Annotated in this window: 22 protein-coding genes; 6 read left to right on the forward strand and 16 right to left on the reverse strand. The window is 49.9% G+C overall.

Annotated features, from left to right (window positions below):
- The first annotated feature begins 53 nt into the window (after positions 1-53).
- The 3 genes from D4L85_RS34325 to D4L85_RS04860 all read left to right on the forward strand — a co-directional run bounded on the left by D4L85_RS34325 (position 54) and on the right by D4L85_RS04860 (position 1,868).
- A complete protein-coding gene (locus D4L85_RS34325) occupies positions 54-272 on the forward strand; it encodes a hypothetical protein (RefSeq protein WP_160143544.1) in 219 nt (72 codons plus the stop codon).
- Positions 273-333: 61 nt separating this feature from the next.
- Positions 334-894, forward strand: coding sequence for a flavin reductase family protein (locus D4L85_RS04855; protein WP_119753255.1), 561 nt, complete (start codon positions 334-336; stop codon positions 892-894).
- A gap of 137 nt (positions 895-1,031) precedes the next feature.
- The gene (locus tag D4L85_RS04860; protein WP_228450776.1) at positions 1,032-1,868 is read left to right on the forward strand and encodes an SDR family oxidoreductase; all 837 of its coding nucleotides are present in this window, start codon (positions 1,032-1,034) and stop codon (positions 1,866-1,868) included.
- Here the strand turns inward: D4L85_RS04860 and D4L85_RS34330 are convergent.
- The 6 genes from D4L85_RS34330 to D4L85_RS04885 all read right to left on the reverse strand — a co-directional run bounded on the left by D4L85_RS34330 (position 1,858) and on the right by D4L85_RS04885 (position 5,360).
- Positions 1,858-2,094: a hypothetical protein gene (locus D4L85_RS34330; protein WP_160143545.1), complete on the reverse strand. Its 237-nt coding sequence runs from the start codon at positions 2,092-2,094 to the stop codon at positions 1,858-1,860. The genes D4L85_RS04860 and D4L85_RS34330 overlap by 11 nt on opposite strands.
- Positions 2,095-2,143: 49 nt before the next feature.
- Positions 2,144-3,388, reverse strand: a complete 1,245-nt coding sequence (locus tag D4L85_RS04865) for an RNA polymerase sigma factor (protein ID WP_119753257.1) — start codon at positions 3,386-3,388, stop codon at positions 2,144-2,146.
- 57 nt (positions 3,389-3,445) lie between these two features.
- The gene (locus tag D4L85_RS04870; protein ID WP_119753258.1) at positions 3,446-3,787 is read right to left on the reverse strand and encodes a YciI family protein; all 342 of its coding nucleotides are present in this window, start codon (positions 3,785-3,787) and stop codon (positions 3,446-3,448) included.
- A 31-nt stretch (positions 3,788-3,818) separates the two neighbouring features.
- Complete coding sequence (locus D4L85_RS04875; RefSeq protein ID WP_119753259.1) at positions 3,819-4,160, reverse strand: YciI family protein; 342 nt, start codon at positions 4,158-4,160, stop codon at positions 3,819-3,821.
- 117 nt (positions 4,161-4,277) lie between these two features.
- Positions 4,278-4,754, reverse strand: coding sequence for a YybH family protein (locus D4L85_RS04880; protein WP_119753260.1), 477 nt, complete (start codon positions 4,752-4,754; stop codon positions 4,278-4,280).
- 45 nt (positions 4,755-4,799) lie between these two features.
- Entirely contained in the window at positions 4,800-5,360 is a 561-nt protein-coding gene (locus tag D4L85_RS04885) for a dihydrofolate reductase family protein (protein WP_119753261.1), read from the reverse strand.
- A 278-nt stretch (positions 5,361-5,638) separates the two neighbouring features.
- On the opposite strand from D4L85_RS04885, the gene D4L85_RS04890 reads away from it, so the two are divergent.
- Entirely contained in the window at positions 5,639-8,068 is a 2,430-nt protein-coding gene (locus tag D4L85_RS04890) for an ABC transporter permease (protein WP_119753262.1), read from the forward strand.
- 39 nt (positions 8,069-8,107) lie between these two features.
- Here D4L85_RS04890 and D4L85_RS04895 read toward each other — a convergent pair whose 3' ends face one another.
- Positions 8,108-8,491 (reverse strand): hypothetical protein, encoded by a 384-nt coding sequence (locus tag D4L85_RS04895; protein WP_119753263.1) that lies wholly within the window; start codon positions 8,489-8,491, stop codon positions 8,108-8,110.
- Positions 8,492-8,566: 75 nt separating this feature from the next.
- Complete coding sequence (locus D4L85_RS04900) at positions 8,567-9,814, reverse strand: hypothetical protein (RefSeq protein ID WP_119753264.1); 1,248 nt, start codon at positions 9,812-9,814, stop codon at positions 8,567-8,569.
- Positions 9,815-9,934: 120 nt separating this feature from the next.
- Between D4L85_RS04900 and D4L85_RS04905 the strand changes: the two genes are divergently transcribed.
- Both D4L85_RS04905 and D4L85_RS04910 read left to right on the forward strand, forming a co-directional pair.
- Entirely contained in the window at positions 9,935-10,441 is a 507-nt protein-coding gene (locus D4L85_RS04905; RefSeq protein ID WP_119753265.1) for a DUF2911 domain-containing protein, read from the forward strand.
- 40 nt (positions 10,442-10,481) lie between these two features.
- The gene (locus D4L85_RS04910) at positions 10,482-12,989 is read left to right on the forward strand and encodes an ABC transporter permease (RefSeq protein WP_119753266.1); all 2,508 of its coding nucleotides are present in this window, start codon (positions 10,482-10,484) and stop codon (positions 12,987-12,989) included.
- A gap of 122 nt (positions 12,990-13,111) precedes the next feature.
- Here D4L85_RS04910 and D4L85_RS04915 read toward each other — a convergent pair whose 3' ends face one another.
- The 8 genes from D4L85_RS04915 to D4L85_RS04950 form a co-directional block, all read right to left on the reverse strand.
- Positions 13,112-15,883, reverse strand: a complete 2,772-nt coding sequence (locus tag D4L85_RS04915) for a TonB-dependent receptor (RefSeq protein WP_119753267.1) — start codon at positions 15,881-15,883, stop codon at positions 13,112-13,114.
- A 254-nt stretch (positions 15,884-16,137) separates the two neighbouring features.
- Positions 16,138-18,522: an ABC transporter permease gene (locus tag D4L85_RS04920; protein ID WP_119753268.1), complete on the reverse strand. Its 2,385-nt coding sequence runs from the start codon at positions 18,520-18,522 to the stop codon at positions 16,138-16,140.
- Between the two features lie 230 nt (positions 18,523-18,752).
- Positions 18,753-21,401, reverse strand: coding sequence for an ABC transporter permease (locus tag D4L85_RS04925; protein ID WP_119753269.1), 2,649 nt, complete (start codon positions 21,399-21,401; stop codon positions 18,753-18,755).
- Entirely contained in the window at positions 21,398-21,733 is a 336-nt protein-coding gene (locus tag D4L85_RS04930) for a PadR family transcriptional regulator (protein ID WP_119753270.1), read from the reverse strand. The genes D4L85_RS04925 and D4L85_RS04930 overlap by 4 nt, the downstream gene beginning before the upstream one ends.
- Positions 21,734-21,816: 83 nt before the next feature.
- The gene (locus D4L85_RS04935; protein ID WP_160143546.1) at positions 21,817-22,260 is read right to left on the reverse strand and encodes a DinB family protein; all 444 of its coding nucleotides are present in this window, start codon (positions 22,258-22,260) and stop codon (positions 21,817-21,819) included.
- A gap of 222 nt (positions 22,261-22,482) precedes the next feature.
- Positions 22,483-23,613: a lactonase family protein gene (locus tag D4L85_RS04940; protein WP_119753272.1), complete on the reverse strand. Its 1,131-nt coding sequence runs from the start codon at positions 23,611-23,613 to the stop codon at positions 22,483-22,485.
- 62 nt (positions 23,614-23,675) lie between these two features.
- Positions 23,676-24,908: an amidohydrolase/deacetylase family metallohydrolase gene (locus D4L85_RS04945; RefSeq protein WP_228450777.1), complete on the reverse strand. Its 1,233-nt coding sequence runs from the start codon at positions 24,906-24,908 to the stop codon at positions 23,676-23,678.
- 13 nt (positions 24,909-24,921) lie between these two features.
- Positions 24,922-26,178: an amidohydrolase/deacetylase family metallohydrolase gene (locus D4L85_RS04950; protein WP_119753274.1), complete on the reverse strand. Its 1,257-nt coding sequence runs from the start codon at positions 26,176-26,178 to the stop codon at positions 24,922-24,924.
- Between the last annotated feature and the right edge of the window lie 2 nt (positions 26,179-26,180).

Here is a 26,180-nt window from a genome sequence, read left to right on the forward strand (position 1 = left end):
GGATGGCATACTCCTTTTCTCACGACTTCCTTCCTGAAAGGGTCCTGCTTCATATGCTTTCTTTAGATGTATTCAGGGAAACGGAAGACACTATTTATCTGCTAACCGAAAAGCAGGATAAAGCCATTCTCAACGTTCTGAAAAAACTTCAAGGTGAGCGAAACTCCGGTTACATTTTCTCCGAGCATCTTCAGAAAACGTATCTTATCGAACTCATCCACCTGATCACAAAGATTCATCATAGTGCTCTTCCTTCGCGCTCATCCGTCTAAAGAAGATCACATCACATCCTGTCCCTCTCTTTCATACCCGATATCATTTTTAATTCGCATTATGAAAAAGCCCTACTCAAAAACGGACTTACCGGTTTGGCAAATTCGCAAATACCTGGAGCCCGGCCCTATCGTACTCGTCAGTTCAAGCTGGAAGGGAAAAACCAACATCATGACCATGGGGTGGCATACGGTCATGGAGTTTTCTCCCTCCTTGATCGGGTGCTTTATCACCTCCGGAAATCATTCGTACAAAATGATTGAAAAAAGCGGCGAGTGTGTGATCAACATTCCTACCGTGGATATGATCGACACCATCATCGGTATTGGGAATACTACAGGCCAGCAAATCGATAAATTCAAAAAGTTCAAACTTACGCCAGAAGAATCCCAGACCGTTCATGCGCCGGGCATCAAAGAGTGCTATGCAAATTTTGAATGCCGTGTTGTCGACAAGCATTTATTGCCCAAATACAACTTCTTTATTTTGGAAGTATTGAAAGCGCAGGCGCCGTTGCGTCCCCGCTATCCGAAGACGGTTCATTATCGCGGCGAGGGTGTCTTTATGGTTTCCGGCAGGCACATCGCCTTTCCAGAAAAATTCCTGCCTCAGAATTTATGAGTTTGCCTTGCGAAAAAGAAACTCCTGAAGGCGTTGTTTGAATTTAGCAAGTATTGGTTTGAGGGCAACAAGTTCCCAAGCGCTGCCGGTATATACCTTTGATGCATCAAAAAAATCAATCACAAACAATTTCAAGTATGAAAAAGAAAACATGGTTTGTAACGGGCGCATCAAAAGGTTTAGGTCTCTCGCTTGTTAAAACACTCCTGGCGGAAGATTACCCCGTGGCCGCTACCTCAAGAGCACTCGGTGAACTGCAAACCGCCGTAGGCGCAACGTCCGCGAATTTCTTACCCCTTTCCGTTAATCTCACGGATGAAAAAAGCGTGGCCACGGCCATCGATGAAACCATTAAACGCTTCGGCTCCATCGACGTGGTGGTGAACAACGCGGGCTACGGTCTGGCTGGAGCATTGGAGGAATTGAGTGACGCCGAGGCTCGTGCCAATTTCGACATCAACGTATTCGGTTCCTTGAATGTCATCCGCCAGGTGCTCCCTCATCTTCGTAAGCAGATGTCCGGTCACATTTTTAACATTGCCTCTATCGGAGGCTTCACCGGTGGATTTCCGGGTTTTGGCATCTACTGCGCCACCAAATTTGCCGTGCACGGCTTTTCGGAATCTTTGGCGGAGGAAGTGAAGGCGTTTGGCATCCGCGTAACGGTTGTATCGCCCGGCTATTTCCGCACAAATTTTCTGGATGCTGCTTCGCTGAATGTTCCCAGTCACCCCATTGAAGACTATAAGTCGGTGAGGGAAGTGCAGTCGGTTCACCAAAACAACTACAATGGCAATCAGCCGGGAGATCCGGACAAGGCAAGTGCCGCCCTTATTCAGGTAGCGGAAGGTAAGGATGCATTGCTTCACTTGTTCCTTGGGCCCGATGCTTATGCGTTGGCCGAACAGAAAATGCGCGCCGTACAAAATGATATGGATGCCATCCGGGAAACGGCAACAGCAACTAATATCTAATGGGATGAAACAGGCCACCCGTACGATGGATCTTGTGCGGGTGGCTTTCAACGCGCCACCAACCGGATGAACGCAGGCCGTTTATCGATGCAGTCGACGACTCTTGTGCCGGGAATCCAAAGACCCGTGATCTGGAATGGATGACGTCTGTCGAGTCTGTTGTTTGTGAATAGGCATGGATGATGTTTAACAGAAGCGCGAATAGCAACAGGAGGGTTGCTTTCATTATTCACTGAGGTTTTTATTTCAGGCCTGCTGATGGCCTTCTTTAGTACTTACATTACTTCTTTCTGTTCGCATTCCGTTATTCTGTTGGAAATAAGCGCTTTGTCAGCCGTTGATTTGGCCAGGGCCAGGGCATTTTGAAAATGCGAAATGGCTTTTGTGTTATCAACATCGGTATAAAGCTCTCCCAAAAGCGAATGATATAAATGATTGTCGGTGAGGTTTATCTTTTCCGCTTCTATGATCGCCTCCTTTTTTCCATGTACTTTGGCCAGTGCGTACGTCCGGTTTAACGCTGCAATGGGTGAATATTCGATCAGCAGCAGTTGGTTGTAGAATTGCAGGATACATTCCCATTTTTCGTGGGTGTCGGCTTTCAGGGTGTGCCAGTAGGCGATGCCCGCTTCCAAATGATACTTTGAAACCTTTGTGCCGTGCGAGCCCCGGTTTAAAAAGTATTCTCCCTTGGCAATCAGTTCCTGGTTCCACAAGTCGGTGTCCTGATCTTGATATAAAACGATCTCTCCCCGCGCATTGCGTCTGGAATCAAACCTTGACGATTGAAAACACATGAGCGAAAGTAAAGCATTCGCATCCGGTTTATTCGTTTGTTCATTTTCAACCAACAGATAGGTCAATCGCATCGCTTCAAAGCAAAGATCCTTGCGCAAGGTAACGTCGTGGTTTGAAGAATAGTATCCTTCGTTAAAAAGTAAATACAACGTCATGAGCACAGCCGAGAGCCGGTGGTCTATGTCAACCAACGTTGGCTGTTCGATTTCAATTTTTTCTTCCCGGAGTTTCTCTTTGGCCCGTTGCAGGCGTTTGTAAATAACATGTTTGTTTGTCAGAAAGGCGCTGGCAATTTCATCTACTCCAAATCCGCAAAGCAGATTGAGTGCCAATCCAATTTGCGCTTCCGCCGGATTACAGGGATGGCAAACGACAAATATCATGGCCAGTTGGCTGTCGTTAATATTTTTGAGGGACAGATCAACCTCTATTTCTTCCGAAGTCTCGGCATTGTATTTTATCCCCTTTGAAATGGTTTGAGCAAAAAGGGTATCGCGCTTCAAATAGTCTTTGGTTTTATTTTTTGCAACGGTATAGAGCCACGCCGTTGGGTTTTCGGGCAGACCTTTTAAACCCCACAACTCTGATGCGATCAGAAACGTGTCGCTGACGATGTCTTCTGCAATTTCAATATGCTCAATACCAAATAGTCTGCAGAGTACAGAAACTATTTTTCTGTATTCCGTTCTGAATAAATGGGGTATGAGTTCTGCCTGGTCCATAAAAAAGAAATGCCTTTGTAAAAAGTACAAAGGCATTCAGGATTTTCCAAATGACGTTTAGAGTACGCTGATCTCCCGGATCTCAACATTTCCTCCAATTCTCAAAATAGGGCACCCTTTTGCCAGCTCGGTAGCTTCCTGGATCGAGTCTGCTTTTACGAGGCTATAGCCTACAATAGACTCTTTAATTTCTGTGTAAGGTCCATCGGCGATGACGTTGTTGGCTTTTAAAACCTGGCCCGCGGGAACCAACCGGTTTCCCCGGTCGACTAATTTGTTTTGCGCTGCAATACCCCCGATCCAATCCATCCACCGTTTCGTGGAAGCTTGCATTTCTTCGGGGGAGGCCTTCGGCATGGTGCTGTAGTCGGTTCTGAATACTAATAGGAAATCTTTCATTTGTTCGAAATTTTATGGTTAAAGATGAAGTCTACATTTTTTGGATAGGGCGCACTTCGACATTTGCATTCGATTCTAAAATAGGACAGCTTTTTGCAATTTCAACGGCCTCATGAATATCTTTGGCCCGCACAATGGTGCACCCTCCAACAATCTCTCTTGTCTCTCCAAACGGACCATCCGTTACCGTTTTCTTTGCACCCCAAATCTGTTTGCCGGTTGTTTCAAAGGGTTCGCTGGCTACATGCAGGCCTTTTTGAGAAAGGTCCGTTAACCAATGTATCAACTGCTGTTTCAGCGCTTGCAAGGCTTCAGGAGGTTGGTCTGGCTGGTAGACGTCGCTACCTCTGAATAAGAGCATAAATTTTTCCATGATACTTTAAAATGTTAAGTGTTTTTATAAGCTGTTGACGATTGAGTTTTAAGAATTCGACAAAATTTTTTGGTTTTTTTCACCGACTGAATATCCGCTACGGCATCTTCAAACGCTTTATTTGTGCCGGTCACTACTAAATGAGTCCCTGAACATTTTCCATCCCTCCGGGGTCTTCTTCCACAGCCTCAGAAATTTTCCATTGTCAAACAGCGCATGATGAACATCAAACAGCTGCCAGAACCCTACTTCCGTGACATATTCCACTCCATCCCCAAATACATCAATCGTGATAAATTTTCCATTTCTGACGCCAAACTTGTGATAGCCGATTTTAAAAAACTCAAGCGGCGCGTCCACACCGCAAAGTGCCGGGGTATTTGGCCGCATGATCCAGCAGTCCGTTGTGTAGCGGTCAATAAACAGGGACGAGTCTCCTTTGACAAAGGCCTGGAAATAAATCTCGTTACTCGCTGCGATTGCCTTTTTTGCCTCCTCCAGGTTGGTGCTCGTTGCTTGCTGCGCCTGGCCATTGAAGCACAAAAATGACATCAGGATAATTTGAACTGGTGTAAGAAAAAGTTTTTTCTCCATAGCAAATAGTTTGTTTAAATAGGATACAGGAAAACTTAACCTCCTTTAATGGGCACGTTCATAATGCACAATGACTACGCCCGATTGAAGAACTTTTGCAGACTTCAATTTCAAGGGTTGAGGTGTCAATTTGATCTTGTCGAACAGACGGAAGCTACCGCCGCCGGCAAGAAGAGACTGAATGCAGAAATAATAATCGTCTACCAGCTGCTTTTCGGTGAGGGCTGCTACCAATTCCATGCTCCCAAAAGTCAGTAGCCCTTTTTGACCCTCCTGTTTAAACCGGCTGATCGCTTCAACATCAACTGCTCTCACAATGGTCGAGTTGTTCCAGGTCGTGTTGTTCAAGCCCGATGAATATACCAGCTTGGGAATGTCGGTGAGCGCTTTCGCCATGCTGAGTTGCCACTCGGGCGTATCGTCGCTTTCCAGCCTCGCCGGCCAGAGCTGTTGGAACAATTCAAACGTGTTGCGTCCATAGGCGACGGTTTGTATCTCTGCCAACACATCATGAACAAAGGCAAAATATTCCGGATCTGGCGTGACATACTGGCTATCCGCAAACCCATCCGGGGTGGTGTTGATAAAACTGACAATTTTTCCCATTGGTTTTGAAATTTTAATGGTTTAAAAACCAATGACGACCGGCTTTGAAGGATTCGACAAATTTTAGAAAATATTTTTTTACCCGTTGGATTCTCACCCCGCTTACGGCTCCCCTGACGAGAAATGGGAACTTTACATCGTCGTAGAAGCAACGGTCTTGCATTTTATCGGTCTTTATTCATCCGGTGATTGTCCGCAAGCGAACAATCAAGGTTGTAGTAAATTAGGCTGGCCATTGCCTTGCCGGCAGAATGCCATAAACCTTTAGACACAACATTATGTATACAAGCTATTTCAAGATCGGATGGAGAAATCTCGTCCGGAACAAGGGATACTCTCTTATCAACATCGGTGGCCTGGCATTGGGTATGGCCGTGGCCATGCTCATCAGTCTGTGGATCTATGATGAATTGGCATTCAATAAATATCATCAGCACTACGATCGCATTGCGCGCGTCATGCGAAACCTCAACATGAATGGGGAAACGTTGACCACCACGATCTTGCCGAGTGCGCTTGGCGATGAGCTTAGAACCAAATACGGAAATCAATTTGAACAGGTGGTGATGGCCGCTTTGGGCGGAGACCATATCCTTTCGACCCTCTCTGAAGACGGGCCGGGAGGAGAAACAAAATTATCACTGCACGGCGAGTTCGTGGAAACGGCGGGACCTGAAATGTTCACGTTGAACATGCTTCAGGGTTCCAGGTCCGGATTGAACGACCCGCATTCGATCTTAATTTCACAGTCTGCCGCCAAAGCCCTCTTCGGAAACGACAACCCCATGGGCAAACTCCTGAAGATCGACCATAGCGACCGCATGGACGTGAAGGTTACAGGGGTCTATGAAGACCTCCCCTATAACACCGATTTCAATGAGATGAAATTTTATGCGCCGTTCGAATTGGCGGTCTCGGCCAATGCCTGGATGCAACAGCCAACCTTTACCAACGACTTTCTCAATATTTATGTGACCCTCGGCGACCACACCAGTTTTGAAGCTGCTTCGGATCAGATCAAGGATGCCATCCTGAACAATGTCCGTGAAGACAAAAACTATGTGTCCGTTCATCCACAACTTGCGCTGCATCCGATGAAGGATTGGCACCTGCGCTCGGAATGGAAGAACGGCGTCGTGGCCGGCGGGCATATCCAGACAGTGTGGCTTTTTGGTATTGTGGGGGCTTTCGTGTTGCTGCTGGCCTGCATCAACTTCATGAACCTGAGCACCGCCCGCTCTGAAAAAAGGGCCAAGGAGGTTGGGATCCGGAAAGCTATTGGGTCCGTTCGCGCGCAATTGGTGAATCAGTTTTTCAGCGAGTCTTTCTTAGTGGTCGGTCTTGCTTTTGTGATCGCTGTTGCTGCTGTGTGGACCTCCTTAAACTGGTTCAATGATTTGGCCAGCAAACAAATGGAAATGCCCTGGACGAACGCTTACTTTTGGTTGAGTAGTTTTGCTTTCATTCTGTTCACCGGATTGCTGGCGGGAAGTTATCCGGCGTTTTATCTTTCCTCTTTCAATGCCGTCAGGGTGCTGAAGGGGTCTTTACGCGTTGGCCGGCTTGCCTCCATTCCCCGTAAGGTACTTGTGGTTACACAGTTTACGGTATCGGTCACGTTGATCATCGGGACGATCATTGTCTACCAACAAATTCAGTTTGCCAAAGACCGACCGATCGGGTATAGCCGCGATGGGCTGCTCATGATCCAGATGACCGCGCCCGAATTCCATGGTCAATACGATGTGCTGCTGACAGAATTAAAAAATACCGGCGCCGTGTTAGACATGGCCGAATCGTCGAGCCCGCCGACGGACATCTGGTCCCAAAACGGCGGTTTCAACTGGAATGGAAAGGACCCGGCATTTACACCACAATGGGCAACCCTGACGGTAACACCCGAATATGGAAAGACCATGGGTTGGCAGTTTGTGAGCGGCCGCGATTTTTCGAGAGACATCGCCAGTGATTCAGCGGGTTTTGTGATCAATGAAGCCGCCGCAAAAGTTTTGGGTTTTGAAAATCCCGTGGGTGAAACCATCCAATGGAGTGGCGGATGGCGGAGCAAATTCAACCGCTTTACCGTGATCGGTGTCATTAAAGATATGGTGATGAAATCACCTTATGCCCCATCGGTGCCTTCCGTCTTTTTCTTGAGCAAGTATGGAACAAACTGGATCAACCTCCGGATCAATCCGCAAATCAGTGCGGGCACTGCGCTTCCCAAAATCGAAGCCGTCTTCAAGAAATTAATTCCTTCAGCACCGTTCGATTACAAATTTGCGGACCAGGAATACGCGCTAAAATTTGCAGCGGAAGAACGCGTTGGAAAATTAGCATCCGTTTTTGCCGTGCTGGCCATACTCATCAGTTGCCTGGGGTTATTCGGACTCGCCTCCTTTGTTGCCGAACAACGCACCAAAGAAATTGGCATCCGCAAAGTGGTGGGCGCTTCGGTGTTTAGCCTTTGGAAGATGTTGTCAAGGGATTTTGTTGTGCTGGTGGTCGTCTCCTGTTTCATTGCCATTCCCTTGGCGTATTACTTTTTAGACGCATGGTTAAAAAAATATGAATACCGGACCGACATATCCGGGTGGGTCTTTGTGGTGACCAGCCTGGCTGCACTAGTCATTACTTTATTGACGGTAAGCTATCAGGCCGTGAAAGCGGCCTTGATGAATCCTGTGAAAAGCCTTCGCTCGGAATGAGCCTTCGACTATCGAAAGCTTGAGGTCGAAGTAGAATTTCTACTTCTCCTCAAGTGCATCGGGTTTGTATTTGCTGAATTTTGCGATCCATCCTTCATCGGAGTATAACTCCCCCGCTAGTCCGTCGCTCACGTCCGCCAAGTGATCCAGACCTTCGTTTTCTGCCGAATCTTTCTCAACGATTGCCCACTTGGCGCTGGCTTCAAACATAAATAAACAATGATGCAATTGCGTTTCAATAATGTCAGACACAATTTGGTCCACTACCTTTACCTGATCTGGATTTAACTTTAAAATTTGCTTGTGGAGCAGTTGAGCTTCAGGGGATTTCATTTTTCCGGATTTCGTCATCAGGTATTTCGTAATGACCCTATCCCTTACTTGATGTATGTACTCCTTTCCAAATTCATCCAGTTCGTCCATAATTGATATTGTTACTTATATAATTTGTATTCAGTATGAAGATACCATTACCGTTGTTTGCTCCGTGATGCCCTTTCAAATTTTCTTTAACGAAAAATCCTTCACTTTCCCAGTACCCATAAACATGATCCGGGTACCCACCACCCGGCCGATACCATTTTGATAGTCGCCTTCAAATGCCAGGACATCGTTCACCCGGATGGAGATTTTTTTGTTTTGCACACGGCATTGTACCGTCACCCAATCCGAGAAATCCACCCCAAAGGCCGACAAGTCGTTGGTCTTGCCATCGTGCGACTCATCGGTCTGTAAAAATAATTCGCCTACACATCCTTTTATGCTTAACGGGATAAGGATGGCCCCTGTGTTTCCCAACAACACGATCTGGGTTTTCTGACACACCAACGCGCCTTTTCCGAACGTGTTCTTTAATGCTACATCCATTTGAAAGGCTTTGTCCGGCACGACCTCATCTTTCATCACGCGAAAGAAACTGGTCCACAGTTTTTCCTTTTCAAGATCAATTTGCTGTTCAACAAAAAAATCATCGCTTAACTGCAAAATGCCATCGCGCAAAATTTTGTCTTCCCCGACATACAGGGGAATCGGTTCCCGGTCGATGGTGGCCAGCCAGCCGTTCGATTCGATGAAGACATCGTGTTCTGCCACGATGGTGGCATCCAAAACAAGTTTGGCACTATAGTAGCCGGGCAAATAATAGGTGCTGGTGTACTCGGTCAGATTTTTATCCACCTTAAACCTGCGCATCGGGTCCCAACTTTGTTGGATAAAAACCGAATCGGCATTCGAATCCCTGGCGTTGTAATTAAAGACCACCGTATTGGGCACGGTGTTGGTCACGGGCTGACTGCTGAAAACGATGTTGTCATATTTCAACTGCTTGGGCCGGCTTTGGATCCACCAAAGCAACGCGGCCGCGATGCCAACGGCCACGATTATTCCTACCGCCTTCAGGACGCGTGAACCTATAAACTTTCTTCGCTCCTTCGTGGCCACGCCGTTTATCGTTGCCGTGCCGTTCGACGGCGGGGTGAAGCCATTCGATGTAAACGCCCGCCAGTTTTCGTAACCCACAAACTGGGCCAGTGCGTTTAGCGTGCCGATGTTGGGCGTGCCCTCATAGCGGATCTTTCCCCACAATCTTTTCAGGGTGCTGACGCTCAGCGAGACCTTGGTTTCTTTATAGATCCGTGCACTCAGCGCCTCAAAGTCCTGGTTTTGCCACTCCGTGCCGGGGCCCCAGCCAACCTTTTCTTCAATGCGTTGCCTGCATTTTTCGATCTGCTGCTTTTCGTTATCCATTGATTATCAGTGTACTAAAATATTGAACACGCTTGAACAGACTTGAACAGAACTTGAACACCGGGGATGCGTATCTGCCCATCAAATTCTTAAACATTTTCCAACAAAATTTTAACCCTTATGAAAAAACACGCATTGCTATTCTGTATCCTGCTCACCCCTTTCGTTTTGCTGGCTCAAGATGATAAAGCTGCACGCCCGAGTCCGCCCGCACAAGCATCCGCTACAGTAAACGGCAAAACCATCACGATCGATTACGGACAACCGTCTGTTAAAGGTCGAAAAATTTGGGGAGAATTGGTGCCCTATGGCCAGGTATGGCGTGCGGGCGCCAACGAAACCACCGCTTTTACGCTTTCTGCCGATGCCATGGTGGAAGGTAAAAAACTATCGGCCGGCAAGTACGCATTCTTTATTATCCCCACCGAAAATGAGGCGACGGTTATTTTTAACAAGACCATCAAGTGGGGAGCCTTCAGCTATAAACAGGACGAGGATGTTTTGCGGATCAGTGTGCCGGTAAAAAAGTCAAAAGCGTTTGCCGAAAAATTAACCTACATGGTTTCGCCTAAAGGCGAGGTGTCGCTGGCCTGGGAAAACTCGGTCATTGTCTTTGCTGTGAAGTAATGCTTGTATGCTGGTTTGTGTCACGCTAAGATAACCGCTCATGATGGCTAACTACACACTTCTGGCCGTGCGCAATTTGCTGAAGCAGCGTGGCTATGCGCTGGTCAACATTTTCGGGCTTGCTGTCGGATTGGGGGCTGCGATCTGCATACTGCTCTATGTCAGAGATGAGCTCACGTTCGACCGCATGCATCCCGATGTAGAGCACCTGTATCGCATTGGCTTTTGGCGCGAGGCCCCCAATGGCGAGGCCGGTGGTTCATCCTACTCCCCTGCCGGTTGGGACAACTACATCCAATCCAACTACGAGGGTGTGGGTGCCATCACGAGTTTTATCCGGCGTGGCATGCCCACCAGCATCCACGATGTTCAGCACGACAAGATCGTACTCGCGGAAGACAAGGACATTATCTGGGCCGAGCCTTCCATCACAAACGTATTGTCGATCCCGATCGTGAAGGGGGCGAAAACCAATCCGCTGAAGGAGGTCAATAGCATCATGCTCACAGAAAGCGCGGCACGCGATGTTTTTGGAGAGGACGATCCCATCGGAAAAATTCTGACCGTCTCGAACATGTTTGCCACCAACGGACAAAAGGTGGAGATGCTGGTTACGGCGGTGATAAAGGATTTCCCTTCCAACACGCACATCGACCCAAAATATATTGCCAATATCTTTGCGCTCAAGCCCTTCAACGAAGACCTGGAGAACCGTCTGAACACCAGCATGGGCTACGGCAACACGCAGTTTTGGTCGGAGTCATTCTTTGTGTGCAGCGATCCGGAGAAAATTGGAGTCATCAAGGTCGACCTTCAGAAGCGCGCCAACGAAATTGTCGCAAAGGAAAATCTTCAATTCAAATTCAAGCCGGTGATCCGCAAGATCACGGAGGCGCACTTCGATAAAGAAGTCTATTGGTGGCCGCATAAATCGGTGGACATTAAATACATCTACGTGTTCATGACCATCGCGTTCCTGATCTTGGTGGTGGCGTGCATTAATTACATTAATCTCGCCACCGCTAAATCAACCGCGCGGGCGCGCGAGATTGGCCTGCGCAAAACGTTTGGTGGTGTGAGGGCACAGTTGTTCTTCCAATTCATGATCGAGTCCTTTGTGCTGGTCACGCTCTCCGCGCTGCTGGCCCTTTTGTTCATCCTGCTGTTGATGCCACAGTTCAATATGCTCCTTCGCAAAACATTTTCCTATCTCCACCTTTTCAACACCGAAATGCTGCTGATCATTGGCGGGGTGATTTTGGGGGTTACGTTCCTGGCCGGCAGCTATCCGGCTTTATTTGTATCCGGGTTTCAACCGGCTGCCGTGTTGAAAGGGAAATTCGCTTTCCGGAAAGGCCCGAATATCTTTCGTCAGGTGCTCACCACAATCCAGTTTGGCGTCGCGGTCATTTTATTGAGCTGCACCTTCATCGTGGTGAATCAAATGAACGTGATGCGCAACTCGAAGCTGAACGAGGCCGGAAATCAGATCGTAGGCATACGGTATGGCGGGTTCAGTGGGAGTGCCACCGATGCGCAGTATCAATCCTACAAAAATCTCATCCTGCAAGACCCGCAGATCGATGCCGTTACCCTGGCCAATCACCTGCCCCGGCAGGACAATTTTCCAGCGATGAACATGGAATTTCAATTTCCCGAACTGAGCGACCAAAAGTTTGATTGGTTTCAACTGAATGGCGATTATCATTTTCCCCAAACCTTCAACTTGAAAATCATCGCCGGCAGAACCTTTGACCCGAAAAATATTGCCGACACCACCGCCATACTCTTGAATGAATCGGCTGTACGTTTGTTAAAGACAACACCCGAAGCGATCATCGGCAAGGAAGTTATCCGTCCCGCTATTGCGTCCCAATTTTTTGGTCCGCCCGACACCACACAACCGCCCGTTCACGGCATTGTGATCGGTGTAATGGAAGATTTTCCGTTTCGCTCTGTGAATTATAAAATCGATCCGCTGGGCGTCGCCCCAAAACCTCACGGACAAGACCGCATCATCTATGTGCGGTTGCCCCAAGGGAACACGGAGCAGAAACTGGCCGGCCTGGAGAAAAAGTGGAAACAGGTTTTTCCGAATTATGGGTTCGACTATTGGTTTATCGACGAAGAGTTTGGCCGCATGTATGAGAACGAAGCGCGCGTGGCCGCACTAACCGAAAAGTTTTCTTGGCTGGCCATTTTTGTGGCCTGTGTCGGACTGTATGGACTTGCCGCGTTCATGGCCGAACAACGCACCAAAGAAATCGGCATCCGCAAAACGATGGGTGCCCGCAACGGCCAGATCCTGTTGTTGCTCCTGAAAGTGTTTGGCAGACTATTGCTGATCGCCAGCCTGATGGGTGTGCCAGTGGCCTACCTCCTCTCGCGAAACTGGCTGGAGAGTTTTGTGTACCGAACGCCGCTGTCGGCCACGGTGTTTGGTGGCGCGCTGCTGGCGATTGCCGTCATCACGTTGATCACTGTGGGATATGAAACGCTGAAAGCCGCCGTTGCCAATCCGATCAAAGCTATCCGGCACGAGGGATAATTCAATTTAGGCATACGATCTACTGGACTAGCCAAAACGAGTCGTCAAATCAAAATAAAAAAACGCCGCGGCAGATCGTTACGATCACCGCGGCGTGTGCTTGTATCAAACCAATCTACAGACTAAAGCTTAAATGTTAACTGTGCCATAAATGTGGTGCCCAATTGACTGAATTGCGAACCGTTGTAACCCAAGATCCGGTAGCGCCCGCTGAAGCAGAGAAATCCTTCCAGCAGGTTTTTCTGTTCGGCATCGCTCAAGACCTGTTGTCCTTGGCTGTCCAGTGCGACCAGCTTCCAACTCGGCAGTACGTTGAAGATGTTGTTTACGGTAAACGAAAAATTCAGCGATTGTGTGATGTTGTAACCGATGTTCAGGTCGGTGACCACTGCAGGCGAAAACTCCTGTTTGATGTGCTCCATGATGGCGCCGCCGTTGTCCATGTCTTGAAATTTTGTCGGACCGAACAAAGTGTTGTTCAAAGCAAAACTCCATTTCGACACGTTGTAGTCGCCGCCGAGAATAACTTTGTAGCGCGGGCGTCCTTCGGTGAGCAACGAACGTATTTGCGTGCTCAGGATCGTTGACCCTGCTTCGCTGATGGCCGGCGGATTGTTGGGACTTCCCAGGATCTTGTTGGTCAGGTTCACGTTTCCGGCAAGGTTTATACCCAGCCTACCCGCTCCCAAGCTGATGTTCTTGTAGTTGAGCACAAAGTCCAACCCGTTTGTTCGTGTCTTGATACCGTTGATAAAAAATTGCACGCTTGCCAATCCGCCCTTCTCCAGGATTTGACCGAGCGTGGTGTTGGGATCGTCGGAAGTGATGGACGAACTGTACACGATCCGGTCCGAAATCGTAATGCTATAATAATCCACTGTGATGCTGAGGTTCGGTGTTGGGTTGAGACCAATACCGGCAGTATAGTTGTTGGACTTCTCAGGCTTTAGCAACGGTATGCCCAGGGCAAACGCTTCCTTGCTGCGGTTGTTGAACAAACCTGACAACACGATCGTGCCACCAGCCGACGAGGCTTGCGTGGATTGTGCATAGATCTGGTGCAAGGTGGGAGCCCTGAAGCCGGTGGAAGCCGAGCCACGCAAAATCAATTTGTCTTCCCAGAATTTATAGCGGGTGGTCGCCTTCCACACAAACGCGTTGCCAAAATCGCTGTAGCGTTCGGCGCGGGCCGCACCTTCGAGGAGCCATTTGTCGGTAATGTCCCAGCTCAGGTCGGCATAGGCACCCAGGTTGAAGCGGCTGTTGGTCGTAGCATTTTCTGCGCGGATGCCGGGAAACGAGTTGGCACCTTCGCCTTCATACGAAGCCGCATCGCCGGCAATGATCTTATAGGTTTCGCGCCGCGCTTCGGCGCCTAGCGCTACCGTAAATTTGTCGGCGAAGGTTTTGCTGACGTCTAAGTTGCCCACGATGTGACTGAATTGATAGCCACCCGGTTTAAACGAGGTCGGGCTTGCTTCCTGGAGGGTGTGGTTTACGGTATTGTTCACCGTATACAATTGACTGTTCCCGCCGGTGGTAAAACTCATGTCGTAAGTCCAGCCGTTGTTGCTGTCTCTCATACCCAGCGTAGCGTTGTAGTCGGTGAGATCGCCCTCAAAGGTAGGCATGTAGCCGATGTAGCCCTTGTACAGGGCGATGTCTGCGGGGTCGGTGCTGTTGGTGTAGTCCACACCATTCGGGTCGGGAATATGGAGCAGGCCATAGTCCTTCTTCCAGTAGGGAACCCGGAAGTTGGCGTTGCTGATTACCTTCTTCGACACAAAGGCGGCGTTGCTATAGAGCATACCGGTTTCGCCCAGCGGTATCCCCAGGTTGACCAAAAATTTCGCCGCCGATGTGGTGCCCGTACCATTGATGTTATTACCCGTTGGGTACACCTTAAGATAATTTACAATGGCGGCGTTCGTCGGGTCTGACGTGGGCACGGTCGGATCGCCAAAGGTTGCAATTTCGGTGGGCACATCGATGACACCGGAACGGACAGCGTTGTTGGCTTGGTTGAAAGCGATGGTGTAGTTGATAAATCCATTGCGGGCAAAATTTTTGCCGCTGTTAAACGCCATTCCACATGAACCGCCATCGCCTTTGCTGGTGACACCCGCGTTGACGTTGAGTGTGGAATACTCGAATTTATCTTTCAGGATCACGTTCATGACGCCCGCTATGGCATCGGATCCGTATTGTGCCGACGCACCGTCACGCAAGATCTCAACCCGTTTGATGGCGTCGGTGGGAATACCCGAAAGATCGGCACCGGTTTCGCCGCGGCCGGGAGCAAACTGTACATACAGGAGCGAGCTCAAATTTTTACGCTTACCGTTGATGAGCACCAGCGTGCGGCTCGGACCCAGGTTGCGTATTTCGTAGGGGTCCAACAACGTCGTAGCGTCGTTTACGGGAGTATTCACCGTGTTGAACGAGGGCACCCGGTATTGAAGTGCCTTGTCGAAAGTGAATTGCCCCGTAGAGCTGAGGTCCTTTGCCGTCAGATTGTCGACGGGCAACGGCGTGTCGGTGATCGTTCGTTGCGAACCGCGACCAACCGACACAACGATCTCTTCGAGTTGGCTGGTGGTGGGCACCAGGTTGACATCGACGGTGGACAAATCCGTGACGTTGATCTCCTGTGTTTCAAAACCGATAAAGGAAAACACGAGGATGGTTGTGGACGACGGCGCTTGCAATGAAAATTTTCCGTCTTCAGCGGTGGTCGTTCCAGCGCTGCTGTTTTTTGCTACAACGCTTACACCCGCCAGTGGCGAGGCTGAGGATTGATCGATAACTGTGCCCGTGATGAGTCGTGTTTGTGAAAACACAGGATACTCAAGCACGCACATGAGGACAATAAGGGGGGGTAACAAATGTCTCATTTGCTTTGGGTTTAGGTTTAGGTTATGAGTACTTAACGTTAAGTGAATTTAACAAAGTAACACCTTAACACAAACCTTAGACGCTATGAAATTCGTTGATTTGAAATCACACGATTGCGTCACCGAAGTAAAATCGAAAATTACATTGTAGAGAATGACGTTGAATTTCCTGATGTATAATGATGTAAGTCAAATCGGTGTTGGCACACTCATTCGATAATACATTTTCTATTTAGTCGATAGACTACTTCGATCTACTCTGACCGAAGACTGTTTACGGGGTTGGCCCTTGCTGCTTTGATCGACTGATAACTCACCGTTAACATCGTGATCACGAGCAAGCCCACACCTGCGCCAGCGAAAATCCACCACGCGATGGGTGCATGAAACTGATATTTGCTGAGCCAGCGTTGCATAAAATAATACGCTATCGGCGATGCGATCACAAAAGAGATCATCACCAGGACGACGAAATCGATCGAGAGCATGGTCCACAAACGAAAAACGGTCGCTCCCAAGATCTTTCGGACACCGATCTCTTTTGTGCGCTGTTCCGCCACAAACGATGCCAACGCAAAAATACCGAGACAACTGATCAGCACGGCCAGGGAAGCAAAGAAGCTGGCGAGTTTTCCAACCCGCTCCTCGTTGCCAAATTTCCGCGCGTAATCTTCGTTGACAAACCGGTATTCGAACGGCGTCTCGGGGCTATACTTGCGGTAGACCTCCTCCACTTTGGACAGCGCTTCTTTTGCGTTCTTGCTGCGGTTAAGCTTCATGATAAACACCCCTCCCTCTTCTTTGGAGATATGAAACAACGACGGCCGAGGCGGTTCATACGGTGACTCCACCAACATGTCGGTGATGACCCCGATGATCGTATACGGTCTTTCATTCCAGATCAGCGTCTCACCGACCGGGTTTTTAAAACCCAGGAACTTTGCAGCTGTCTCGTTGATCACAAACGCCAGCGAATCGGTGGCGTGCTCGCGCGAAAAATCGCGGCCTTCTTTGAACGTCCACCCCACGGTTTTTCCAAATTCGTAAGTCACGTAGTTGTTGGGAAAATTTACGGTCTGCTCCGGGTTCTTTCCCTTCCAATCAAAACCTCCGTTCGAAATCCATACCGCCGTGGTGGGACTTCCCGCCTCGGTCATCTCCTCGATGGCGCCCGCGGATTTCAGCTCGTTGCGCACGGCATCGAAATGAATGTGCAGGTCGGGGACCGTCGTGAAAATGTTGATGAGTCCATCGCGATCATATCCGATCGGGCGACTACGGGCAAATTCGATCTGCCGGAAAACAATCACCGTTCCGATGATGAGCACCACCGAAACCGAGAACTGCAGCACGACCAGGATCTTCCGCGGCAGCGATGCAAATCGTCCCGCGCGGAAAGTCCCCTTCAATACTTTCACGGGTTGGAAGGACGACAAGTACAAAGCCGGGTAGCTGCCGGCGATGAATCCGGTGATCAGGCTAAAACCAAGTCCCGCGATCCAAAAGACCGGGCTTACGAAGGGCAACGAAAGCTCCTTGCCGGCCACGCTGTTGAACGCCGGCAACGCGCCATAGACCAGCAGCAACGACACGACGAACGACAGCAAGGTGATGAGAATCGATTCACAAAAAAACTGGCTGATGAGTTGACCGCGGTGCGAGCCAACCGATTTCCGGATGCCCACTTCCTTTGCTCTTTTCTCCGACCGGGCCGTGCTCAGGTTCATAAAATTGATGCAGGCCAGCGTGAGCACAAACGCGCCGATGATTCCGAAAAGCCAAACAAACTGAATGCCCCCTCCTGTAGTGACGCCGTTCTTAAATTCCGAATACAAATGCCACCGGCTCATCGGGTGAAGAAATACCTGTGGGTTGGACTGGCGCTCACGGGCGGAAACCCGGTCGAATTTGACATTGTGAATCTTGTGAGACACGGCATTCAAGTCGGCATGGGGAGCCAGTTCCGCAAACACTTGCGTGAAATTGTTGCCCCAGGGATCGTCCATTTTTTCAGCCCATGGATTGGCGATAAGATATAGTGCCCAGGGCAGAATATATTTTATTTCCTTGAATGAGGAATTCGCAGGAAAATCCTGAAACACACCGGTCACGCGAACATCTTCTTTGTTATCGATGCGCATCAGTTGATTGATAGGATCCGAATCCCCAAAATACTCCCTGGCAATGGATGCTGAAAGCACAATGGAGTGCGGATCTTTTAAGGCATGCTGTGTCCCTTTCAGCATCTTCACCGAAAGCATCTCCAGGATACCCGGTTCGAAAAAATTACCGCGCTTGCTGAATTTCTTATCCCCTGCCGTCAGGATGTGGTTGCTCGTCCAGGAGGATTGCAACACATGCTTGAAGTCGCTTCCAAACCGGCTGCGGATCTCTTCAGCCATCACCGCCGGAAACGACGGCCATGATTCAGTTTCGCCGTTATTCGTCACGTGCTCCATGACCTGGACTATCCTGTCGTAATGATCATGCGTTTGGTCGAAGGTCAACTCGTCATGGACCCAGAGACCGATCAGGATGGTGACGCCCATGCCGGTGGCCAGACCGGCGATATTGATGAAAGCGTATCCTTTATACTTCAAAAGATTGCGGAGCGCAACACGAAAGTAGTTCTTGAGCATGGGACGTGGTTTAGCGTGGCAGAAAGAGTTCTTCTAAACCAATACTCAAAAAGGAGAAATGGTTACAACCAAGTTACGGAATTTCTTTCCCGGGTGTGAATGCCAGGAATTTGTCCTTGTTGGATTTCGCAAACGTCCTGTTCGCATGCGAAAAACGATTCGCATACGAACACGAGCCCGTTAAACCCGCCTCATGAGATTTTCAAAAATTCCTTCCGCTCGAATCCCGATCATTCCGATCTCAAATTTGTAGCCGGATTGCCCAGGGCGACTTTCACGGCCTGGTAACTCACCGTGAGCAGGGCGATGACCACGGCCGCCGATCCGGCAATCAAAAATACATCCCAGGTGATCTCGGTCTTGTAGCTGTAGCCTTCCAGCCAGCGGGTCATCATGTACCAGCCGAGCGGCGAAGCGATGGCGAACGACACCAGCACCATGACGACAAAGCTCCGGGTGAGCAAGCGGAAAATATTGCCGACGGTGGCGCCCAACACGAGGCGAATGCTCACCTCTTTTTTTCGCTGCTCGGCCATGAACGACGATAATGCAAAGAGTCCCAGGCAGGCCACGAGGATAGCGAGCATCGAAAAGCCAGCAAACAGGTTGCCCGTCCGTTCTACGTCTTGATACATCCTTGCGTAGCTTTCGTCCATGAACGTATAGCGAAACGGTTGGTTGGGCATGATCTTGTTCCAGGTCGATTGGATGCTGGCGATCGTCTGCTTCATGTCTCCAGGCTTCACTTTTACGGCAACGATCGAACCGCCGTTGCCAACTACCATCGTAAGTGGTGATATCTTCTCTTTCATGGTTTCAAAATGAAAGTCCTCCACTACCCCGATGATGGTGTACACCCTCCAGTTCTCGATCCTCTGCCCCACGACAGGGGGTTTTAATCCCATGGCCTTGACCATCGCCTGGTTGACGATGATCGACGATGAGTCGGAAGCCAGGCGCGGAATGAAATCTCGTCCTTCAACGATTTTCATACCCAGGGTTTTGATGTAGTCTGTCTCAACATTCCAGCGCTGTGCGCCAATGCTCCGGTCTTGCTTCGACCGGCCTTCTTTGAAGAAGCCATTCTGGTCGCGATTGGTTTCGCTGACAGGCAGGTAGTTTGAACTGGTGACACTCGCTATCGCGGATTGACGGAGCAACTCTTCCTTGAAGGCCTCGCGATGATCGCCCAGGGTGTTGGCGCCCTGGATCATGATCACCTGGTCTTTGTCAAACCCGATCTTGGTATGCAAGATGAAATTCATCTGGCGGTAGATCACAAAGGTGCCGATGATGAGCACGATCGACGTCGTGAATTGAAAAACAACCATAGCGCTACGCAAGGTAGAGTTCTTGCTCCCGCGAGCTACGGCGCCTTTCAATACATCAATGGGCTTGAAGGCCGACAGGTAAAACGAGGGATAGAGACCGGCCAGGACTCCAATACCCAAGGCGGCAGCTATCAAGATCGGGAACATCCACCATGCCGTCCAGGGCATGGTGAGGGTCTTGCCGGCAAATACGCTGAAGAAGGGCAACGCTACCCAAACCAAGACGACCGCCAGGAAGAAGGAGATCAGGCTGTACAGGACAGACTCTGTGAGAAACTGACGCACGAGATTTCCCCGAACCGAGCCCACCACTTTTCGCAAACCCACTTCCTTCGCGCGGTTGGCCGACTTCGCCGTTGACAGATTGATGAAGTTGACGCAGGCCAGCAGGAGAATGAAGCCCGCGATGCCACCAAACAAGAGGATGTACTGCTTATCGCCATGCGGAATAATATCGCCGATGCCGTCGGAGTCTAAATAGATGTCGCCGATAGCTTGGGTCCTGATCTTGTGGTGCTTCAGCACATCCTCGAGACTCGCACTTCCTCCTTCTTTCAGGAATGGGCCGTAGTGATTCTTTATGATCGACTGAAGTTTTTGTTCGAATGCTACAGGATCGGCGTCGGCACGGAGGCGAAGATAGGGATTGTAGTTCCAGCAGCACCAGCTTCCTTGTTCATCTTTCCAGAATTCCTCACCGGTCAGCGTGATCAGAAATTCGTATTGCAGGTGGGAAGTCGGAGGAAAGTTTTCCATTACACCGCCAATCATATACGGACGCTTGGTGTCATCGTTGAAGACGATGGTCTTGCCCACAGGATCCTGGCCGGGGAAATATTTTTCGGCCATCTTTCGCGAAAACACAATGGTGTTCGGTTTGTCCAGTGCGTGGCCGCGATTGCCATAGAGCATCGGTATCTCCAAAATATCCAGAATTTCAGGATCTGCATAGGCAAATCCTTCCTCGTAAGTGTTTTCGGTCTGGTCTTCAGGACGCATCAAGTTACTGCCTGCGTTAAACCATTTGTAAGGTATCAGGCGACCGGCTTTCTCGATTTCCGGAAATTCATTTCGCAAGATGCCAATCAGGGGCGCAGGAAATGACGTCCATTTTCCGCCGTCCGGTCCTTCATAATGATTGTAAAGTCTGTAGGTGCGTGAGCCGTTTGCATAGTATTTATCATAACTCAGCTCGTGGCGAATGTACAGCGCAATGATCATACACGTAGCCAAACCGATGGCGAAGCCGCCGATCTTAATGCCCGTATACATTTTTTGCCGCGACATGGAGCGGAAGGCGATCTTGAAGTAGTTCCTGAACATAGCGTAATGATTTTGAGGTGATGATTTCTTTTTTCGCAACGCAAAAGGCTGAACAAACTGAAGGACGTTCCAAACGAAAAGCAGATCGGCTCTTGTTTTCCCGAGAAGACTCACGCGACGTTCGTACAACTCCGTGAGATCACCCAGCACAGCATCCGACAAGTGATCGTTGCAATAGGAGCGGAACAGCCGCGTGGCCCAGGATGGCGGTTGTGGCGTGTTCATACCGATCCGTCCAACACGATACGAGGAACCTGTCTCCACATGTCGTTGCGGAGTTCGCGCGATTGGCGCAGCGCGCCGACACCGGCGTGGGTCAACGTGTAGAGGCGCTTATCACGCCCGCCACGCGTTTGTGTCGCGCCGCCCATTTTCGATTTCAGAAAGCCCTTGTCTTCCAGCCGCACCAGCGCCTTGTGCACGGAACTGATCATGATCGGCCGGCCCGTCTGTTTTTCCAGCTGATCCACGACCGACAGCCCGTAGGCATCGTCGAACAGGATGCCGACGGCAAGCAATACAAGTTCCTCAAATTCGCCCAGGTAGGTTCCTTTCATCGATTTCTTTCGCCTTTGCCTATAGGGTACTCGAAAAAGCCAAAAGGTTGCATGAAAAGAATGAATATTTTTTTTGGGAGGGCCTACTCCAGCATGCGGCGGAGGTAATTTACCTGCCCGAGGTGGTAATTTAAGTGAGTCAACAACTGCACGAAAAGGTAGCTCTTGGAACGTTTTGCGCCATCGAAAACCAGGGGGTACTCGGCCTCCAACTGTTCTGGAGTGAGGCCGTTCATGGTTTTGTTGATCAGCGGAATAAGTTCTTCCAACTGCGCCACGAGGTCTTCGCGGGGCACGCCTTTTCGGATGAATTCCTGGTCGCGGTCGCGAACGTAGCCGGTTTGGGCGAGAATGGTTCCGAAAAGATAATTCGATCCCCCAATGATATGCAGGGCAAGATTGCCGCTGGAGTTCTTAATGGATCCGTGGGTTTTCCACAAGTTATCATCGCTTTTAAATAACTTGATTTCTTCGATCAGCTTGCGAAGGTCTCTTTCGTAAAAGCTTGCCAATACGTTGCTTAACATAACCATATTGTTTGATGTCTATATAAATTACAAACCAGGTATCACGATAACGCGAAAAGGATAACCCAACGTTAAGTTCGCACTTTCTTAGATAACTATCGTGATCCGGAAGGTCTGCAAGAGATGTGTCCTGATCTGCTATAGGAGCGGTCAGGGTTAAAGCCCGGGTGGGTGGGGTGCGTTAAACCCTGGCCTAAAGGCCAGGGTTATTCAGGTCAGGTCTTAGTTGACGGCAACAAATTTTAAACACACCGGCGCGCCGATTGAGATCTTGATATTCGTGGCGCTGAGCAATCCTGTTTTCTGATCGCGTTTAAAAACGATGATGTTGTCACTGTTTTGATTTCCCACCAACAAAAAATTACCCGTAGGATCAATCGCAAAATTGCGCGGGGTTTTACCTAATGTAGACTGGCGGCCCACTACGGCAAGTCCACCCGATTTGTCGATCGAGCAGGCTACGATCTCATTCTGATCGCCACGCAGGGATCCATACAGGAATTTTCCGTCGGGCGAGATGTGGATGTCCGCGGCATCTATTTTTCCCTGCGCTCCCGAGGCGGGCAATGAAACTGATGCTTTGCTCTTCAGTTGACCATTGGTATAATCAAAGGCCGTGACCGCGCCGGTCATTTCTTGAATGAGGTAAGCCCATTTTCCGTTGGGGTGAAAAACAAAGTGACGCGGTCCGCTTCCGGCGGTGACGCTCGCGAAAGGTTGCGCGGCGGGTGTCAGCGGCTCTGCTTTATTGGCTGTTACTTGATAGATGTTTACTTTGTCTGTGCCGAGGTCGGGGACAAAGAGGTAGCGATCGTCGTTGGACAGCACGGTGGCATGGACGTGGGGTTTCTCCTGGTTGCTTTTCACGCTGCTTCCGGCATGCTTTATAAACTGCGGTTTGTCGCTCAATGAACCATCGGGATTGATCGGCACCGCCGCAAGACTTCCGCCACCATAGTTTCCTACAAATGCTGTTTTATTTTTGCTATCCACAGAAACATAGCAAGGGCCGTTGCCACCGGTGCTGGCGCTGTTGATGAATGTGATCTTTCCACTAGCGGGATCGAACGAAAATGCGTTCACGCTTTCCTTGCCATCGCCCACCTCGCTGACGGCATAGATGTGCTTGCGGTCGGTCGATACCGTCAGGTACGACGGATTTTTTATCGGGGCCGACTCTGCCTTATAGGTCAGTTCGCCGGTCCCGCTATTGAAGCTGTAGACGTACATGCCGTTGCTTTTGCCGGGATTAGTGTAAGTGCCAACAACTAGATTGAACGTTTTTGGAGAGGTTTGTGCATTTCCCGTGAGGAAGAAGCACATCATTAACAGTAGGCTGAGCGTTGTTTTCATATTTTAAGTATTCAATAGGTTTCTAATTTTCACATGCTTGATCCGGCTAACCGGTGCGCCGGTTACTTTACAAATTTTTGCGCAGAGATGCCATTGAGGTCCCACACGATCTTTCCGGCGCGCACAGTCAGTTCCGCCTCAAACTTTTGATGACCTTCGATTTTATTTCCCCCGGCGTCTGTAAATCCAAAATTGCCTTCGCGCAAACTTAGCACCGCTATATCGGCGACCGCTCCCACACTCAGGTTGCCCAGGTCTTCGCGCTTAATGGCCTTGGCCGGTGCCCAGGTGGCACGGCGCAAGACGTCTTCTTTTGTCATTCCCATGGCCATGTATTTGGACATGACATTCAGCAGATCTTTCATTCCCGCATTCATGCTGAAGCGATGAAAGTCTGTGCCAAATGAATTCGGCGCGAGGCCCTGTTGCAAAGCCGGCAAAGCTTCGCTAAACCAAAACCCGGCGCCACCATGCCCCAGGTCAAATAAAATGCCGCGTTGTTGCGCTTCCTTTACAAAGGGTCTGACCCTCCCCTGTTCATCGACCACCGACATTCGTTCGGACACTTTCTCATAGGAATGTGTGATGATGTCGCCCGGTCGCATGTGGTTGAGCTGATCTTCCAGGGAATATTGGGGCAAATGGCATTCCACCAAGAGTGGGACGTTTGCGTTTTCACTGGCGGTGAGGGCGCGATCAAATGGCGACCACTCTTTTCCTTCGTAGTGACCGATCTTCACGCCGACAATGATGTCTGGAAATTTCTGGATCGTCTCCAGGGTCTTATCGGGATCCATGTCGTTGAGATCTTCCTGCGTGGGCTTCCCACTCATCCCAGTCCCGGCAATATTCAGAAAGGCCAGGATCCGGGTTTTAGATCTGTCGATGACGTGATCCTTGAACACCGGAAAATTGCGCCAACCCGAGGTGCCGGCATCCACTACCGTGGTCACGCCGGATTTGGGTGCGAAGTCATCGGGCGAGATGCTCAGGCTGCCGTCGGCAAACGTTTCCGGGTTACCGCCGACAAAAGCATGTGTGTGGATGTCGATCAACCCAGGGCAAACATAAAATCCAGTCGCGTCGATTACTTTCTTGGCGTTTGCCGGTGGGATGTTCGTTGCCACACTAAAAATTTTTCCGTTGGCAATGGCGATGTCCATCACGGCATCGATATTATTTTTTGGGTCGAAGACATGACCGTTTTTTAACAAAAGGTCGATGGCCTGACCTCGAGCCACGGGTGTCCAGAGAAGGAAAAACAGGATCTTGGCGAATGTGATCGCGGTCTTCAATTTTATTTTTGATCTATTTAGCATCCCACACCGGGGCGCTGAGCCCGTTGAGGTCCCACATGATTTTTCCGGCGCGGATGGTCAGCTCGGCTTCCAGCTTTTGTGTCCCTTTCAATTTTGTGCCGCGCACATCCATAAAACCGAAATCTCCTTTTCGCAAAGCAAAGATGGCGATGTCCGCATCGCTCCCGACAGAGAGGTGACCCAGGTCTTTCCGGTTGATCACATTGGCGGGCGACCACGTGGCCCTGAAGATGGCATCTTGAACGGACATGCCCATGTTGATAAATTTTGAGAGGACATTTGCCAGATCTTTCATTCCGCCGTTCATGCTTTGCGTGTGCAGGTCGGTACTGATGATGTCGGGTTTAAATCCTTGTTGCATCGCCGGCACAGCCTGTCGCCAGGAAAACGCACCGCCGCCGTGACCAACATCAAACAGGATCCCTCTTTTTTGTGCTTCGAAGACGAAAGGTTTGACTTTCCCTTGTTCGTCCACTACCGTTTCGCGCTTGTCGGGCCCGTATGAATACGTGTGCGTGAAAATGTCACCGGGCCGTAAGTGTTTCATAAAAAGTGCTTCGATCGAATTGGGTGGGTCGTGCTCGCCAAAATCTACCATCACCGGCACATTGGCGAGTTTGCCTGCCTCCACTGCTTTATCCACTTGCGTGAAATCGCCCCAATAGTGCGCCGACTTTATTCCGACGATCGTCTGTGGAAACAGTTGGCGGATCATGTTTGCCGTCATGACGGGATTCATGTCGTTGACATCCTGCTCTTCCAGGCGGCCCACCATGCCGGTGCCCACGATATTCAAAAAGGCCAGCACACGGGTTTGTGCTTTGTCGATCGTTTGCGTCTTGAACTGTCGAAAATTTCTCCAGCCCGACGAGCCCGCGTCCACAACGGTGGTGACACCCGCACGGAAGGTGAAACCGTCGGGAGCAACACTGGTGGGGCCGTTGGCAATGTAGGCGTCGTCATTTCCCATGTAGACGTGCACGTGCATGTCGATCAAACCGGGTGTCACGAACAAGCCGGTAGCATCAATTACTTTTTTGGCCCGCTTTGCCGGAATATCCGCCGCCACCTCCACGATCTTACCATTAGCGATGGCGACATCCATGCGCGCGTCGATCTTGTTTTTGGGATCGATGACGTGGCCGCCTTTCACAAGCAGATCAAGATCCTGGGCGTGCAGCGCCAGGCTTAGCAGCACCAGCAGACCGGTGGAAATACCATAGAGGATGCTCTTTCGATAAAGCATTT

It is taken from the genome of Chryseolinea soli (genome assembly GCF_003589925.1).
Lineage (GTDB): Bacteria > Bacteroidota > Bacteroidia > Cytophagales > Cyclobacteriaceae > Chryseolinea > Chryseolinea soli.